The sequence below is a fragment of the Phytobacter sp. RSE-02 genome (assembly GCF_040578655.1).
Classification (GTDB): Bacteria; Pseudomonadota; Gammaproteobacteria; order Enterobacterales; family Enterobacteriaceae; genus Phytobacter; species Phytobacter diazotrophicus.
Window position 1 is genome coordinate 67354 of record NZ_JBEULY010000012.1, and the last position, 14835, is coordinate 82188.

Genomic DNA, 14835 nt, shown 5'->3' on the forward strand with positions numbered 1-14835 from the left:
AACTCACTGTTTTTACAGGTGGCGATATGCAAATCAAACGTGCAATAGAAAAAATCCCGGGTGGGATGATGCTGGTTCCTCTGTTCCTTGGGGCGCTGTGCCATACGTTTTCACCGGGGGCCGGGAAGTACTTTGGCTCCTTCACGAATGGCATGATCACCGGTACTGTACCGATTCTGGCGGTGTGGTTTTTCTGCATGGGCGCGTCGATTAAGCTCAGCGCGACCGGGACGGTGCTGCGTAAGTCGGGCACACTGGTGGTGACCAAAATCGCGGTGGCCTGGGTGGTTGCGGCGGTAACCTCGCATTTGATTCCTGCTCACGGTGTAGAAGCGGGCTTCTTTGCCGGGTTGTCGACGCTGGCGCTGGTGGCCTCGATGGATATGACCAATGGCGGTCTGTACGCCTCCATCATGCAACAGTACGGCACCAAGGAAGAGGCCGGGGCGTTTGTGTTGATGTCCCTTGAGTCTGGCCCGCTGATGACGATGGTGATTCTGGGAACGGCGGGTATCGCTTCTTTTGAACCGCACGTATTTGTCGGCGCGGTGCTGCCCTTCCTGATTGGCTTCGGGCTGGGTAACCTCGACCCCGAATTACGGGAATTTTTTACCCGCGCGGTGCAGACGCTGATCCCCTTCTTTGCCTTTGCGCTTGGCAACACCATTGATTTAAGCGTTATCGCCCAGACCGGCCTGCTCGGTATTCTGCTTGGGCTGGCGGTGATTGTGATTACCGGCATCCCGTTGATTATTGCCGATAAAGTTCTGGGTGGTGGGGACGGTACCGCTGGGCTTGCTGCCTCCAGCTCCGCCGGTGCGGCGGTGGCCACACCGGTATTGATTGCCGAGATGGTGCCCGATTTTAAAGCAATGGCGCCTGCCGCGACCGCGCTGGTGGCGACATCGGTAATTGTGACCTCTATTCTGGTGCCGATTCTGACTTCTCTCTGGTCACGAAAAGTAAAAGGGCATGCTGCGGTAGCGGATTTGCGCGGTGCGGTAAAATAGCGCTGCGGTTTAAAAGAGAAACCGGCCTTTTCAGGCCGGTTTTTTAATGGCCGATACCGAAAACCTCATCAACCTTCGCACACTGCGCTGGCGTGAGTTCGCCGCCAAAATTGCGGGACGTTGCGCCGCAATAGCCAAATTTCCGTGCCACTACGGTTTTGATAGTGGTAACGAAATCCTCGCCAATCGTGTAAATCGACATGAATTTGCCTGTCTCGCGCTGGGCTTCATGTAGCGTAGCCAAATCGTTTTGCTTCCACGCATCCCGAGCCCTGACAAACAGTTCCGGCATTACGTTATTGAGGCCAGAGATAACCCCCGCGCCGCCTGCGAGAAGATTGGGGATGAAGTATTCGTCATACCCCGACAGCACGGCGAAATCATCACGGATTTTCTCGGTTGCCAGAATGATGTTGCGCGTATGCGACTGGCAATCGACCGTGTCTTTTATGCCAGCGAAGTGTGGGAATTCCGCTGCCAGGGTGGCGACGATTTCCGGCGTCAGATCGCAGCCGGTCCTGGCCGGGAAATTATAGGCAAACCATTTGCCGCTCAGCCGTTGCCCCAGGTGGCGGAAGTAGCTCAGCAGTTGTGCAGACGTTTGTCCATAGTAATAAGGGGGCAGCACCATAACGGCATCGTAGCCCGTGCGGAAGGCTTCATCCGCCATCCACTCCACATCATTCAGGCACGTTGAGGAAACGTTAGCGACCAGGGTGCCGGGAGTCATACCGCGTACTTCGCGGATAAGCATGAGCCGTTCATCAAGGGTGAAAGAGGCAAATTCGCCGATACTGCCCATCAGCAACACCACGTCAATTCTGGCGTCGGTCAGGCGTGAAATATGCTGTTCCAATCCGTTCAGGTCGATTTTACCGGCAGGTGTCATGGGCGTAATGGACGGGCACCAGACGCCATAAAATTCATTTTTCTTCTTCACGTCACTGTCTCCTTGAATATGAAATTGCGTTTCACTTCTCTTAATTCATAGCACGTTCATATAAAACGCAGGCGTATCGGTGTCGCATTTCTGCACGATTTATTGCTAAAAAGTGTGGTCTAATACGCCGATGATGGGTGAGCCCGGGAGAGAGGAAATGCAGCATCCGGTGAATGTTTTTACAGGAAAAATAAAGGATTATAAGAACAGCAGACCCAGTGCAATTGCCAAGTTGCAGGTGGAAGGCGAGATGATCTTAACGGAGCTGGGGTTAGTCGGTGATGAGCAGGCGGAGACGTCCTACCACGGCGGCCCGGACCGGGCGCTTTGTCATTATCCCCGCGAACACTACGCTCACTGGAAGACGATGTTTCCCGAACAGGCGGCGCTTTTCTTCGCCCCGGCGTTTGGCGAGAACCTCTCGACCGAAGGGCTGACGGAAAGAAATGTCTTTATTGGTGATATTTTTCGTTGGGGAAATGCGCTCATTCAGGTGACGCAGCCGCGCTCGCCCTGTTTCAAACTTAACTTTCACTTCTCCATTAGCGACATGTCTTCGCAGATGCAGGCGAGTGGGCGTGTAGGCTGGCTTTATCGGGTCATTACTGGCGGTAAAGTGAGCGCCGATGCGCCGCTGGAACTGGTATCACGTAACAGCGATGTGAGCGTCCTCGATGCCGCCGCAATCGCCTGGCATATGCCGTTTGATGATGAGCAATATCGGCGGTTGATGTCTGCCGCCGGGCTTTCGGCCAGTTGGACAAGAACGATGCAAAATCGGCGAAGTAGCGGGAAAATCGAAGACAACGCCCGGCGTTTGCGGGGTAAGTAGCCGTTTCCCCCCGCCCGGTAGGGCGAGGGGAAATGCTCAGGCACGTTTATACAGCGGGATCCATAACGTCAGGCGTAAACCGCCGAGTGGGCTGTCGTCGGCTTTCACCCAACCGCGATGCTGCTGCATAGCGGTTTCAACAATTGCCAGCCCTAAACCTGTCCCGCCGGACGCGCGATCGCGCGCTTCATCGGTACGGTAGAACGGGCGGAAGATTTGCTCGCGGTCTTCCGGGCTGACGCCCGGGCCGTCATCGTCCACGTTAATGGTGATGCCGTCTTTATCGACCGAGAAATTCACTTCAATTTTGGTGTGCGAATAACGCAGGGCGTTACGGACGATATTTTCCAGCGCGCTTTCCAGTGCGTTCGGGTTGCCGTACAGCGGCCACGGGCCAGGCGGGAAATTCACCGTCAGGGATTTACCCATCTGTTCCGCTTCGAATGCGGCGTTATCGAGCACCTCATTCCACAACTGATTGGCTTTGACCGTTTCGCTGACCAGCGCGTTTTTCTGCTGATTACGCGACATGACTAACAGGTCGTTGATCATACTGTCCAGCCGCTGTGCTTCCGTTTCGATACGTTCCAGCTCTTTGCTCTCGCCGCTGCGACGACGCAACAGCGCGGTGCCGAGCTGTAGCCGCGTTAACGGTGTCCGTAGTTCGTGGGAAATATCGGACAGGAGCCGTTGCTGGGCGGTCATCATGCGCTCCAGCGCCATGACCATCTGGTTAAAACTGGTGCCCGCAGCGAGGAATTCTTGCGGCCCGGCTTCCAGCTCAGGATGCTGTCGCAAATTGCCCTGTGCCACTTCATCTGCCGCGTTTTTCAGCTTACGCGCGGGTTTTGCCAGGCTCCACGCCAGCCACAGCAGCAGCGGCGAGCTGATAAGCATTGTGACAATCAGCAACAGAAGAGGGCGGTCAAACAACAGGTTGATAAAGTCAGACTGAGAACTACTGGCAGGTCGAATAAGATAGAGCTGGTAATTGTCCTCACCGTCGCGAACGGAAAAAGGCCCTACCAGCTCTACCCGACCATATTTTTTCTTTTGCGGGTGATCTGAATTATCCGCCTGACCAATAAAGTTGCGGATAATTTGCATTTCATTGCGTTCGGCGCCAATCACGCGCCCTTCGCTGGTCACCAGCAACAAACGTTGCCCCGGAGGGGCCCATTTGTCGATTGCGCGAAACAACCTGCGCCACCACATCAAATCGTTGGGTGGATCATTGGCCAGTTCCGCTTCAACGTGCTGTTCAATCATCACGCCCTGACGTTGTTCGCTATCAAGCAACTCCGTCATCTGGCGGGAATCAAGCTTTGGAACCATCAGGACCAGCATCAGCACCAGTGCCAGCGTTAACCAGAAAATGGCGAAGATGCGGGCGGTCAAACTTCCTATCATGAAGCGGATACCATCAAGTAGCCCCGGCCTCGTAAGGTTTTAAACCACGGATGACCATCTTTGCGGTCCGGTAACTTACGGCGCAGGTTAGAGATGTGCATATCAATCGCGCGGTCAAACGGCGTTAAGCGTTTACCCAGCACTTCCTGGCTTAAATGTTCACGGGAAACCACCTGGCCCAAATGCTGTGCCAGCAGATAGAGCAGGGTGAATTCGGTACCGGTCAGCTCCAGCGATTGACCATCGAAACTGGCTTCCTGACGACCTGGGTTGAGGCTCAGGCCGTCGACTTCCAGCGTCGGCGAACCGTTGTCCGTATTCTGCTGCTGTTCGCTCCAGTGGGAACGGCGCAAAATCGCACGGATACGCGCGACCAGTTCGCGGTCGTTAAACGGTTTTGGCAGATAGTCGTCCGCGCCCAGCTCAAGGCCGAGTACGCGATCCAGTTCGCTGCCGCGTGCAGTCAACATAATGACGGGAGTCTGGTGTGTCTGGCGTAGCTCTTTAAGGGTATCAATACCGTTTTTCTTCGGCATCATGACGTCGAGCAAAAGCAAATCGATGCTGTCATCAAGGAGGTTGAGCGCCTGTTCCCCGTCGTGGGCAACCAGCACATTAAAACCTTCCATGTCGAGCAGCTCTTTTAACAGGGATGTAAGCTCTCGGTCATCATCTACTAAAAGAATTTTATTCATTGTTTAAATACCTCCGAGGCAGAAATTACGTCATCAAGGCTCGCTAATCCATGACTTTACGTTGTTTTACACCCCCTGACGCATGTTTGCAGCCTGAATCGTAGACTCATTATCGTTGATTCGCGACATAGAAAGTTCTTGGGAGCAAATGATGCGCAAAGTTACCGCTGCCGTCATGGCCTCAACACTGGCGCTAAGTGCTTTTAGCCAGGCTGCTGAAGTCGTAACAGGCGATAACTGGCACCCGACTGAGGGATTCGCGCAGCGTTCCAGTCAGAGCCATATGTTCGACGGCATACATTTAACCGAACATCAGCGTCAACAGATGCGAGATCTGATGCAGCAGGCAAGGCACGACAAGCCCCCTGTTAATGTTAGCGAAATGGAGACAATGCATCGCCTTGTCACCGCAGAAAATTTTGATGAAAACGCTGTGCGCGTTCAGGCCGAGAAAATGGCGCAGGAGCAGATAAGTCGTCAGGTTGAAATGGCGAAAGTCCGCAACCAGATGTATCACCTGCTCACTCCTGATCAGCAAGCGGTTTTGAACCAGAAACATCAGCAACGGATGATTCAACTGCGTGAAATGACGCAGATGCAGCAAAGTTCACCGTTGAGAGTATTGAGTAGTAGCACCCAGCGTTCCCAGTAGTCAGTAGTAATGAACCCTGTTTTCCTTGCCATAGACACCATCCCTGTCTTCCCCCTCATGATGAGGGGGTTTTTTTTGCTCCGAATTCAGCCACCTGATTTTCCTCCGATTAAGTTGCCTTTCGTTATACTACGCACAGAACAGCGTGGGAGCATTTATGATTGAATCTTATGGGCGCCTGGTCAGTCGCGCAGCTATCGCTGCGACGATCATGGCGTCGTCATTATTGGTCATTAAAATTTTTGCATGGTGGTACACCGGGTCGGTTAGTATCCTGGCCGCACTGGTGGACTCGCTGGTGGATATTGCCGCATCGCTGACTAATTTGCTGGTGGTGCGCTACTCACTGCAACCTGCGGACGACGAGCATACTTTTGGACACGGGAAAGCGGAATCGCTGGCGGCGCTGGCACAAAGCATGTTTATTTCAGGTTCAGCATTATTCCTGTTTTTAACCGGCATTCAGCATCTGGCGAACCCTGAACCGATGCGTGCGCCCGGTATTGGGGTTGTGGTGACGGTGATCGCGTTGGTCTGTACTGTGATACTCGTCACTTTTCAGCGTTGGGTTGTGCGAAAAACTCAAAGCCAGGCGGTGCGGGCAGATATGCTTCATTATCAGTCTGATGTTATGATGAACGGTGCAATTCTCATCGCCCTGGGGCTGTCATGGTACGGCTGGCATCGGGCGGATGCCCTCTTCGCACTGGGGATTGGTGGATATATTTTGTACAGCGCGCTGCATATGGGTTATGACGCGGTTCAGTCTTTACTGGATCGGGCATTACCCGATGCCGAACGGCAGGAAATTTTCGATATTGTCACTTCCTGGCCAGGCGTAAGCGGCGCGCACGATCTTCGCACGCGGCAGTCAGGGCCGACCCGCTTTATTCAAATACATTTGGAAATGGACGATAACCTTCCACTGGTTCAGGCGCATATTGTGGCTGAACATGTAGAGCAGGCCATTCTCCAGCGTTTTCCGGGATCGGATGTGATTATTCACCAGGATCCCTGCTCAGTAGTACCTCAAGGACGATAAGCGGATTAAGGCTGTCGTATTTCGTTGTAAAAGAAGTGAGTCAGACCCGATTTTTGTGTATAAATTACCGCCATATGGTCTGACCTGAATCAATTCAGCAAGCGGCAGTTGATATAATATTGCAGCATAGATGTTTACTCCCTCGCGGAGTTTTTTGGCCAACAGAACATTATTTTTGCATTCCTAAGTTCAGAGGTAGTCATGATTAAGAAAATCGGTGTGTTGACAAGTGGCGGTGATGCGCCGGGCATGAACGCAGCAATTCGTGGCGTGGTCCGTGCAGCATTGACTGAAGGTCTGGAAGTAGCGGGTATTTACGATGGTTATCTCGGCCTGTACGAAGACCGCATGATTCAACTCGACCGCTATAGCGTGTCTGACATGATTAACCGTGGCGGTACATTCCTTGGTTCTGCCCGTTTCCCGGAGTTCCGTGAAGAACATGTCCGCGCCGTGGCTATTGAGAACATGAAAAAGCGCGGCATTGATGCGCTGGTCGTTATCGGCGGTGACGGTTCCTATATGGGGGCGAAACGTCTGACAGAAATGGGCTTTCCATGCATCGGCCTGCCAGGCACTATCGACAACGATGTTGCCGGTACTGACTACACCATCGGTTACTTCACCGCGCTGCATACCGTGGTAGAAGCTATCGACCGTCTGCGTGACACCTCTTCTTCTCACCAGCGTATTTCCATCGTTGAAGTGATGGGCCGCTACTGTGGCGACCTGACGCTGGCGGCGGCTATTGCTGGTGGTTGCGAATTTATCGTTCTGCCGGAAGTTGAATTCAGCCGTGAAGATCTGGTCGCTGAAATCAAAGCGGGCATCGCGAAAGGTAAAAAACACGCGATCGTGGCTATCACCGAGCACATCTGTGATATCGATGAACTGGCAAAATATATCGAAGCCGAAACGCAGCGCGAAACCCGTGCGACCGTTCTGGGTCATATTCAACGCGGCGGTTCCCCGGTTCCTTACGACCGTATTCTCGCTTCCCGCATGGGCGCTTACGCAATTGAACTGCTGCTGCAGGGCCACGGTGGCCGTTGTGTCGGTATCCAGAACGAGAAGATGGTTCATCATGACATCATCGACGCTATCGAGAATATGAAGCGTCCGTTCAAAGGCGACTGGCTGGACTGCGCTAAGAAACTGTACTGATTACCTTAAACGCCCTCCCGTGAGAGGGCGTTTCTTTGCCTTCTGTTATTTCCTAAAGTTATAGCCAATCTTTTTTTATTCTTTAATCATTGGTCTGCTTTCTGGCAGGCTGAGCACATCAAAATAGATAACCTGAGAGAGTGGGCGATGAATAAATGGGGCGTGGGGTTAACTTTGCTGCTGGCATCCGGCAGCGTTCTGGCAAAGGATATTCAGTTATTAAACGTTTCGTATGATCCAACGCGTGAATTGTACGAGCAATACAACAAAGCGTTCAGCGCCCACTGGAAACAGGAAACGGGCGATAACGTCACGATTCGTCAGTCACACGGCGGCTCAGGCAAACAGGCAACCTCGGTTATCAACGGTCTTGATGCCGATGTCGTGACCCTGGCGCTGGCGTATGATGTCGATGCGATTGCCGAGCGTGGCAGCATCGACAAAAACTGGATCAAACGCCTGCCGGATAACTCCGCACCTTACACCTCCACCATCGTTTTCCTGGTGCGTAAAGGCAACCCAAAACAGATTCATGACTGGAATGATTTAATCAAACCGGGCGTGTCGGTCATTACCCCGAACCCGAAAAGCTCTGGCGGCGCACGCTGGAACTATCTGGCTGCGTGGGGTTATGCCCTGCATCAGAACGGTGGCGATCAGGCTAAAGCGCAGGAGTTCGTGAAAGCGCTGTATAAAAACGTCGAAGTGCTGGACTCCGGTGCGCGCGGCGCGACCAATACCTTCGTAGAACGTGGTATCGGCGATGTGCTGATTGCCTGGGAAAACGAAGCGCTGCTGGCAACGAACGAGCTGGGTAAAGACAAGTTTGAAATCGTGACGCCAAGTGAATCCATTCTTGCAGAGCCAACCGTGTCTGTTGTCGATAAAGTTGTCGAGAAGAAAGGCACGCAGAAAGTGGCAGAAGCTTACCTGAAATATCTCTACTCCCCGGAAGGGCAGGAGATAGCGGCGAAGAACTTCTACCGTCCTCGTGACAAAGACGTGGCGGCAAAATACGCAAACGAATTCCCGAAACTGAAATTGTTCACCATTGACGATGTCTTTGGCGGCTGGACGAAAGCGCAGAAAGAGCACTTCTCCAACGGCGGCAAGTTCGACGAAATCAGCAAACGCTAACCTTAATCCTCCAGCGGCCCTTAACAGGGCCGTTTTCGTTTTATCCCAACCGATCTCTGCGCTATGCTTCCTGTTCCTCCCTGTAAGGAGAGATCGATGAAAACAGTGCGCCTGTTTGGCATAGCGTTGTTGATTGCGGTGGTTGCGGCCTTGGTGGGTGGCGAATACTGGTGGAACAGCAGTAAACGGGACGTATTGCGCCATATCGTGCTTGAGCAATGTGTGCCGAATCAGCGGAACAACCATCTACCCGCGCCCTGTGCGCAGGTCAATCTCGACAGTGGTTATGTGTTGCTTAAAGACCGCAACGGGCCATTACAGTATCTGCTGATGCCAACGTACCGTATCAACGGTATTGAAAGCCCGCTGTTATTAAAATCCCACACACCCAATTTTCTCTGGCAGGCCTGGCAATCACGCGGCGTGCTCGGTAAAACGCGGGGAACCCCACTCCCGGATAATGCCCTGTCGCTGACAATTAACTCTCGCGTCGGCCGTACCCAGAACCATTTCCATATCCATATTTCTTGCCTGCGCGAAGACGTGCGTGTGAAGCTTGATCAGCAAGCCTCGCGTATCAGTAGTCAGTGGCTGGCCTTTCCGGGCGGCATTCTTGGGCATCCTTATCTGGCGCGCCGCGTAACGGAAGCTGAACTGGTACAGCGAAGCCCGTTTTTAATGCTGGCGGAAGAGGTGCCGACAGCGCGTGAACATATGGGGCGCTACGGCATGGCGATGATACAGCAGGCTGATGGCTCCTTTGTGCTGCTGGCGACGGAGCGTAATCTGCTCGCCTTTAACCGTGGTTCCGCCGAGGAAATTCAGGATCATCAATGTAATATCCTGAAATAGCCCCACCAGTTTTGGCGTTTACCAGGCAAGCCTGTCGCCGTAGACTTGCCGATAAATTCTACAGGAGACAGGTATGTCGCTCTGGTTTACTCACCCTCTGTTTCTGCCTTCCATTATTATTGGTCTCACTATCGTGCTGTGGGCTACCTCGCTGCTACCGGAATTCATCACGGCGCTGCTGTTTTTTGCCGCTGCGATGGTGGCGAAGATTGCGCCGCCGGATGTCATTTTCGGCGGTTTTGCCTCCTCCGCTTTCTGGCTGGTATTTAGCGGTTTTGTCCTGGGGGTCGCCATTCGGAAAACGGGGCTGGCCGACCGGGCCGCGCGGGCGCTATCGGCCAGGCTAACCGATTCGTGGTTGCAAATGGTCGCAAGCGTTGTATTGCTGAGCTATGCGCTGGCGTTTGTTATGCCGTCGAACATGGGACGTATTGCTCTACTGATGCCGATTGTGGCGGCGATGGCGGCGCGTGCGGGCATCAACGAAGGAACGCGCTCCTGGTATGGCCTTGCGCTGGCGGTGGGGTTTGGCACCTTCCAGTTGTCGGCGACGATTTTACCCGCCAATGTGCCCAATCTGGTGATGAGCGGGGCGGCGGAAGGATCCTACGGTATTCATCTCAATTATCTGCCGTATCTGCTGCTGCATACGCCGGTGCTGGGCATTCTGAAAGGCCTCATCCTGATTGGTCTTATCTGCTGGCTTTTCCCCGGGCAGCCGCATGCGCCAAAAGACCTTACGCCGTCGGAACCCATGAGCCGGGAGGAGAAGCGCCTTGCCTGGCTGCTGGCGGTGGTCTTAACGATGTGGGTCACGGAGAGCTGGCACGGCATTGGCCCGGCCTGGACGGGGCTGGCTGCCGCCTGTATTACTCTGCTGCCGCGCGTTGGGTTTATTAATGGTGATGAGTTTTCCAGTGGGGTAAATATCCGCACTTGTATTTATGTCGCCGGGATCCTTGGGCTGGCCATTACGGTCACGCAAACAGGGATTGGGGCGGCGGTAGGGAATGCGCTGCTGCACATCATGCCGCTGGATCCGGCGCATCCTTTTACCAGCTTCCTGGCGCTCACCGGCACCACGACCGCGCTCAACTTCATTATGACGGCGAATGGTGTACCTGCGCTTTTCACCACGCTGGCGCAGAGTTTTTCCGATGCAACGGGCTTCCCGCTACTGTCGGTGATTATGATTCAGGTGCTGGGCTATTCCACTCCACTGCTGCCGTATCAGGCGTCACCGATCGTAGTGGCCATGGCATTAGGCAAAGTGCCGGCGCGGGCAGGGATGTTGTTGTGTATTGCCCTGGCGGTGGCAACGTATCTGGTGCTGCTGCCGCTGGATTATGCGTGGTTTAGTGTGCTGGGGAAATTGTAGTTCTGGCGCGATCTGCCCCTCACACTGGCCTTTGTGGGGGCAATCAAGTCAGTACAAAGACGAGGTGAATTACGGCAGTGCGTTTATGACCTTGTGTAATACCGTTCTTAGCCAGTTCAGCGGCATATCGTTATCACAGCATTTATGCCACAGCAGCGAGAGGGCAATTTCCGGCGTCTCAACCGGAACGGGGCTACAGCGTAAACCGTAATGGGAAATCCAGTCGGCAGCCAGCCCGGAAGGGACGGTCGCTAAAGCGGGTATGCGTTTCAGCAGCGGCGGCAGAGAAGAAAAATGCGGCGTAACGTAACGCACCCTTCGTGATTTCCCCTGCAATGCTAACTGTTCGTCGACGGCGCTCCATGCCGCACCGCGATAGGAAACCAGTACGTGGTCATGCTCCACGTAATCACTTACCGTCAGCGGTGCTTCCAGCGAAAGCTGATCGGGGTGCCAGAACGTACAAAAGTTGAGTGAACGGAGATGTTCACGCCTCAACGTGGCGGCGGTGCTCTGACCAACCGAAATCGCCAGGTCTATCTCCCTTTGGATCACTTGCTCACCATCCCGGAACGGATCGCTGGCCGTCACCTGCAAGGTGATTCCCGGCGCTTCGCGTGTCATGTATGCCTGTAATTCCGGCATCAGCCAGCGCTCCACCCAGTCGCTCATCCCCAGACGAAACACATGGCTTGCCTTCGCCGGGGTAAATGACGGTGGTTGAAAAAGAACATACTGCATCTGTTCCATCAGGGGGCCGAGTGAGGCAATAAGCGCTTCGGCACGCGGCGTCGGTACCATGCCTCCTGCGGTACGCACAAACAGGGGATCGTCGAACATGTCACGCAACCTGGCCAGCGCATTACTGACCGCCGGTTGCCCCAGATGCAGTTTTTCAGCGGTACGTGACACGCTGCCTTCCCGCTGCAGGACTAACAGTACCGTCAACAAATTCAGATCGATACGATGAAAATCATTTTCTCTGATAGTGAACATTATATTAATCAATTTGAGTGATACTGGGTTGCTGAGGATACTGCTGAGCACGGTTAAATGACACTGTGATGAGGCAATTTTATGAAAATGATACTGGCGCTGGTGGCGACACTTCTCTTTTCCAGCCAGCTTCTGGCTGCCGGGCAGACGAGTGCGCTGGATGAACAGGCTCCCGGTTACTATCGCATGAAACTGGGCAAGCTGCGGGTTACCGCCGTATCCGACGGCACGGTGACGGTCCCCCTGAATAAACTGCTGACGAACATCTCACCGGAAAAATTACGCCAGGCGATGGCTGGCGAAGCAATGACGCCGCAGGCAGAAACCTCGATTAACGCCTATGTCATCGACGATGGCAAAAAACGTATTTTAGTGGATACCGGCGCCGGTGAGCTATTCGGTAGTCAGGGCGGGCATCTGCTGGAAAACCTTGCCGCAGCAGGGTATCCGGCTGAATCCATTGATGATGTATTGCTGACCCATATTCATGCCGATCACTCTGGCGGTGTGTCACGTGCCGGCAAACCTGCCTTTGCGAATGCTGACGTGTATGTGGACAAACGCGATGTCGACTTCTGGCTTAACCCGTCAAACGTCAATAAGGTGGAGCCAGGTGAAGCACACACTTTTGCTGAAAGTGAAAAGACGCTTCGTCCGGTCATCAATGCCGGGCGGCTAAAAACATTCCAGGCGCCTGCAGCTCTCATGGAGGGGATCCGTGCGGAATCTACCGCGGGTCATACGCCGGGCAGCGTACTGTATCGTGTGGAAAGTGAAGGTCAGACACTGGTTTTATGGGGCGATATTATCCACGCCAAGGCGGTACAAATGCCCGATCCGCACGTGGCCATACACTTTGACGTCAATCGCCAGCAGGCCATTAAAACGCGGGAGCGTGTGCTCAAACAGGCTGCGGAGCAGGGGTATTGGGTCGCCGCCGCACATATTTCTTTTCCGGGGTTTGGCCATGTAAAGCGTGAGGGGAACGGGTATCGCTGGGTGGAAAGTAATTATACGACCCAGTTAGGACAATAACCTGCATAGATTCTGGATGCCCGCATCGATAAAGCCGGGGCGGTAACCAAATTAAGAGTGTATCTCTCCCCCTGAGGGGAGAGATAACGTGAACACTCCCCGCCTTAACAGGAAGTGAGTGCTCACAGGGGCAAGCGAATTACGCTTTTGCTGCTTCTGCCGCTTTAACGATCACCGCGAAAGCGTCAGCTTTCAGGGATGCACCGCCAACCAGCGCGCCGTCGATATCCGGCTGGGTGAACAGCTCAGCAGCGTTAGCCGCGTTAACGGAACCGCCGTACTGGATGATAACCTGCTCAGCCACTTTCGCGTCTGCTTTAGCAATGTGGTCACGGATGAATTTGTGAACCGCCTGAGCCTGAGCCGGCGTCGCGGATTTGCCGGTGCCGATTGCCCATACGGGTTCGTAAGCGATGACCGCGCCTTCGAATGCCGCTGCGCCCTGAGTTTTCAGAACTGCGTCGATCTGACGTGCACACACTTCTTCGGTTTTGCCCGCTTCGTTTTCTGCTTCGGTTTCACCGATGCACAGAACCGGAATCAGACCTTGTTCTTTCAGAACGGCGAATTTTTTAGCAATGAGTTCGTCAGATTCTGCGTGGTAAGTACGACGCTCGGAGTGGCCGATAATGATGTACTGCGCGCCGATATCTTTGAGCATTTCAGCGGAGGTTTCGCCGGTGAATGCGCCAGACAGGTTAACGTCGACGTTCTGAGCGCCCAGAATGATGTGGCTGCCTGCAGCGGCTTGCTTAGCCAGATCCAGGTACATAGTCGGCGGAGCGATAGCAACGCCACAACCTGTCACACCAGCCAGCTCTTTACGCAGGTTAGCTACCAGTTCGTTTACCATGTGGCGGCTGCCGTTCAGTTTCCAGTTACCCATCACTAAAGGATGTCGCATTTGAATTCTCCACGCTATAAGAGCGAATTTAAGTAAGATGTCTGCCCGTCAGGGCAGTTTGGTCTGTGAAACAGTATAGAGATTCGTCATGGGAAAGGCTTTGCTTTTTGTCATTTATTGTCGCCTTCCAGGCTTTCAGATAGCGCCAGCTTAATCGGTTCAACAGCGAAGGTCAGCCCCTTTTCGCCGTCATCTGCAACAACATAACGGATAGCCCCTTCCGTTTCGGCATACCAGAGCTTGTTTTTGCCGTTGTTCAGTAATTTTTGCAGCTTTTGCAGACTTTGCGCTTTGGTCAGCGTCGGTGAGAACGCGCGAATCAGCGCCGCCATATACTCCTGGGCTTTCGCTTTGGCCGCCTTTTGCTCTGGCCCCCGGACCGGTAGCCAGGTCATCTGCATGGATTTAATTTTCAACGTGCCGCGTTCCAGCGCCGTGGAGGCATACAAGTTGTCGTTAATTTTGGTCGCGGCGCGGGTCAGGCGTTCAGTATCACCTCGCGAATCGACAGCGCGAAATTCATTGAGCTGCAGGTCGGGATTATCTTCGTTGAATTTTTCCCTGAACTGGCTGATGGATTGTTCGAAGGTGGGAGCACCCGGCAGCAGATACGGGGCCGCCGCCGCAGGTGGCGTATCCTCTGCGATGGCATAGTGATTGATGAAGAGCGCCGTAAACAGGAGCCACCAGGTTTTCATTAACATCGTCCTCACTTCTCTTTGCTCACGATTAAAACGATAACAGTCTGGCTTGTCAAAAACTCACGCGACCAGGGTAAACTACGCAGC

Annotated in this window: 15 protein-coding genes; 9 read left to right on the forward strand and 6 right to left on the reverse strand. The window is 53.8% G+C overall.

Annotation, left to right across the window (positions count from 1 at the left end):
• Positions 1 to 26: 26 nt before the first annotated feature.
• Entirely contained in the window at positions 27 to 1010 is a 984-nt protein-coding gene (gene kdgT / locus ABU190_RS21205; protein ID WP_271850474.1) for a 2-keto-3-deoxygluconate transporter, read from the forward strand.
• Positions 1011 to 1053: 43 nt separating this feature from the next.
• Here kdgT and ABU190_RS21210 read toward each other — a convergent pair whose 3' ends face one another.
• The gene (locus ABU190_RS21210) at positions 1054 to 1950 is read right to left on the reverse strand and encodes a dihydrodipicolinate synthase family protein (RefSeq protein WP_354692312.1); all 897 of its coding nucleotides are present in this window, start codon (positions 1948 to 1950) and stop codon (positions 1054 to 1056) included.
• 157 nt (positions 1951 to 2107) lie between these two features.
• Here ABU190_RS21210 and yiiM point away from each other — a divergent pair, with 157 nt between their 5' ends.
• Positions 2108 to 2782 carry a 6-hydroxyaminopurine reductase gene (gene yiiM, locus ABU190_RS21215; RefSeq protein WP_354692313.1) on the forward strand — a complete coding sequence of 225 codons (675 nt, stop codon included), beginning with the start codon at positions 2108 to 2110 and terminating at the stop codon, positions 2780 to 2782.
• 36 nt (positions 2783 to 2818) lie between these two features.
• Here yiiM and cpxA read toward each other — a convergent pair whose 3' ends face one another.
• On the reverse strand, positions 2819 to 4192 hold the full coding sequence (cpxA, locus tag ABU190_RS21220) for an envelope stress sensor histidine kinase CpxA (protein WP_090087696.1): 1374 nt from the start codon (positions 4190 to 4192) through the stop codon (positions 2819 to 2821).
• Positions 4189 to 4887, reverse strand: coding sequence for an envelope stress response regulator transcription factor CpxR (gene cpxR / locus ABU190_RS21225; protein ID WP_039077316.1), 699 nt, complete (start codon positions 4885 to 4887; stop codon positions 4189 to 4191). The genes cpxA and cpxR overlap by 4 nt, the downstream gene beginning before the upstream one ends.
• 151 nt (positions 4888 to 5038) lie before the next feature.
• Between cpxR and cpxP the strand changes: the two genes are divergently transcribed.
• The 6 genes from cpxP (at position 5039) to ABU190_RS21255 (ending at position 11112) form a co-directional block, all read left to right on the forward strand.
• The gene (gene cpxP / locus ABU190_RS21230) at positions 5039 to 5539 is read left to right on the forward strand and encodes a cell-envelope stress modulator CpxP (protein WP_039077384.1); all 501 of its coding nucleotides are present in this window, start codon (positions 5039 to 5041) and stop codon (positions 5537 to 5539) included.
• A 157-nt stretch (positions 5540 to 5696) separates the two neighbouring features.
• The gene (gene fieF, locus ABU190_RS21235; protein WP_039077315.1) at positions 5697 to 6581 is read left to right on the forward strand and encodes a CDF family cation-efflux transporter FieF; all 885 of its coding nucleotides are present in this window, start codon (positions 5697 to 5699) and stop codon (positions 6579 to 6581) included.
• A gap of 201 nt (positions 6582 to 6782) precedes the next feature.
• Positions 6783 to 7745 (forward strand): 6-phosphofructokinase, encoded by a 963-nt coding sequence (gene pfkA, locus ABU190_RS21240; protein WP_039077314.1) that lies wholly within the window; start codon positions 6783 to 6785, stop codon positions 7743 to 7745.
• A 147-nt stretch (positions 7746 to 7892) separates the two neighbouring features.
• Complete coding sequence (locus tag ABU190_RS21245) at positions 7893 to 8882, forward strand: sulfate ABC transporter substrate-binding protein (protein ID WP_039077313.1); 990 nt, start codon at positions 7893 to 7895, stop codon at positions 8880 to 8882.
• 96 nt (positions 8883 to 8978) lie between these two features.
• Complete coding sequence (cdh, locus tag ABU190_RS21250) at positions 8979 to 9734, forward strand: CDP-diacylglycerol diphosphatase (protein WP_354692314.1); 756 nt, start codon at positions 8979 to 8981, stop codon at positions 9732 to 9734.
• 73 nt (positions 9735 to 9807) lie between these two features.
• Positions 9808 to 11112: an SLC13 family permease gene (locus ABU190_RS21255; RefSeq protein ID WP_354692315.1), complete on the forward strand. Its 1305-nt coding sequence runs from the start codon at positions 9808 to 9810 to the stop codon at positions 11110 to 11112.
• Between the two features lie 69 nt (positions 11113 to 11181).
• On the opposite strand, the gene ABU190_RS21260 is transcribed toward ABU190_RS21255, so the two are convergent.
• Entirely contained in the window at positions 11182 to 12108 is a 927-nt protein-coding gene (locus tag ABU190_RS21260; RefSeq protein ID WP_354692316.1) for a LysR family transcriptional regulator, read from the reverse strand.
• An 81-nt stretch (positions 12109 to 12189) separates the two neighbouring features.
• On the opposite strand from ABU190_RS21260, the gene ABU190_RS21265 reads away from it, so the two are divergent.
• Positions 12190 to 13143, forward strand: a complete 954-nt coding sequence (locus ABU190_RS21265) for an MBL fold metallo-hydrolase (RefSeq protein WP_354692317.1) — start codon at positions 12190 to 12192, stop codon at positions 13141 to 13143.
• Positions 13144 to 13282: 139 nt separating this feature from the next.
• Here the strand turns inward: ABU190_RS21265 and tpiA are convergent, their stop codons facing one another.
• Complete coding sequence (tpiA, locus tag ABU190_RS21270) at positions 13283 to 14047, reverse strand: triose-phosphate isomerase (RefSeq protein WP_296425570.1); 765 nt, start codon at positions 14045 to 14047, stop codon at positions 13283 to 13285.
• A gap of 110 nt (positions 14048 to 14157) precedes the next feature.
• Positions 14158 to 14745 (reverse strand): DUF1454 family protein, encoded by a 588-nt coding sequence (locus ABU190_RS21275; protein WP_039077307.1) that lies wholly within the window; start codon positions 14743 to 14745, stop codon positions 14158 to 14160.
• Between the last annotated feature and the right edge of the window lie 90 nt (positions 14746 to 14835).

Coding starts and splice junctions, on each gene's coding strand:
- tpiA (WP_296425570.1), bottom strand. CDS start 14,047: ATGCGACATCCTTTAGTGATGGGTAACTGGAAACTGAACGGCAGCCGC.
- fieF (WP_039077315.1), top strand. CDS start 5,697: ATGATTGAATCTTATGGGCGCCTGGTCAGTCGCGCAGCTATCGCTGCG.
- cpxA (WP_090087696.1), bottom strand. CDS start 4,192: ATGATAGGAAGTTTGACCGCCCGCATCTTCGCCATTTTCTGGTTAACG.
- ABU190_RS21255 (WP_354692315.1), top strand. CDS start 9,808: ATGTCGCTCTGGTTTACTCACCCTCTGTTTCTGCCTTCCATTATTATT.
- ABU190_RS21265 (WP_354692317.1), top strand. CDS start 12,190: ATGAAAATGATACTGGCGCTGGTGGCGACACTTCTCTTTTCCAGCCAG.
- ABU190_RS21275 (WP_039077307.1), bottom strand. CDS start 14,745: ATGAAAACCTGGTGGCTCCTGTTTACGGCGCTCTTCATCAATCACTAT.
- kdgT (WP_271850474.1), top strand. CDS start 27: ATGCAAATCAAACGTGCAATAGAAAAAATCCCGGGTGGGATGATGCTG.
- ABU190_RS21260 (WP_354692316.1), bottom strand. CDS start 12,108: ATGTTCACTATCAGAGAAAATGATTTTCATCGTATCGATCTGAATTTG.
- ABU190_RS21245 (WP_039077313.1), top strand. CDS start 7,893: ATGAATAAATGGGGCGTGGGGTTAACTTTGCTGCTGGCATCCGGCAGC.
- cdh (WP_354692314.1), top strand. CDS start 8,979: ATGAAAACAGTGCGCCTGTTTGGCATAGCGTTGTTGATTGCGGTGGTT.
- cpxP (WP_039077384.1), top strand. CDS start 5,039: ATGCGCAAAGTTACCGCTGCCGTCATGGCCTCAACACTGGCGCTAAGT.
- yiiM (WP_354692313.1), top strand. CDS start 2,108: ATGCAGCATCCGGTGAATGTTTTTACAGGAAAAATAAAGGATTATAAG.
- cpxR (WP_039077316.1), bottom strand. CDS start 4,887: ATGAATAAAATTCTTTTAGTAGATGATGACCGAGAGCTTACATCCCTG.
- pfkA (WP_039077314.1), top strand. CDS start 6,783: ATGATTAAGAAAATCGGTGTGTTGACAAGTGGCGGTGATGCGCCGGGC.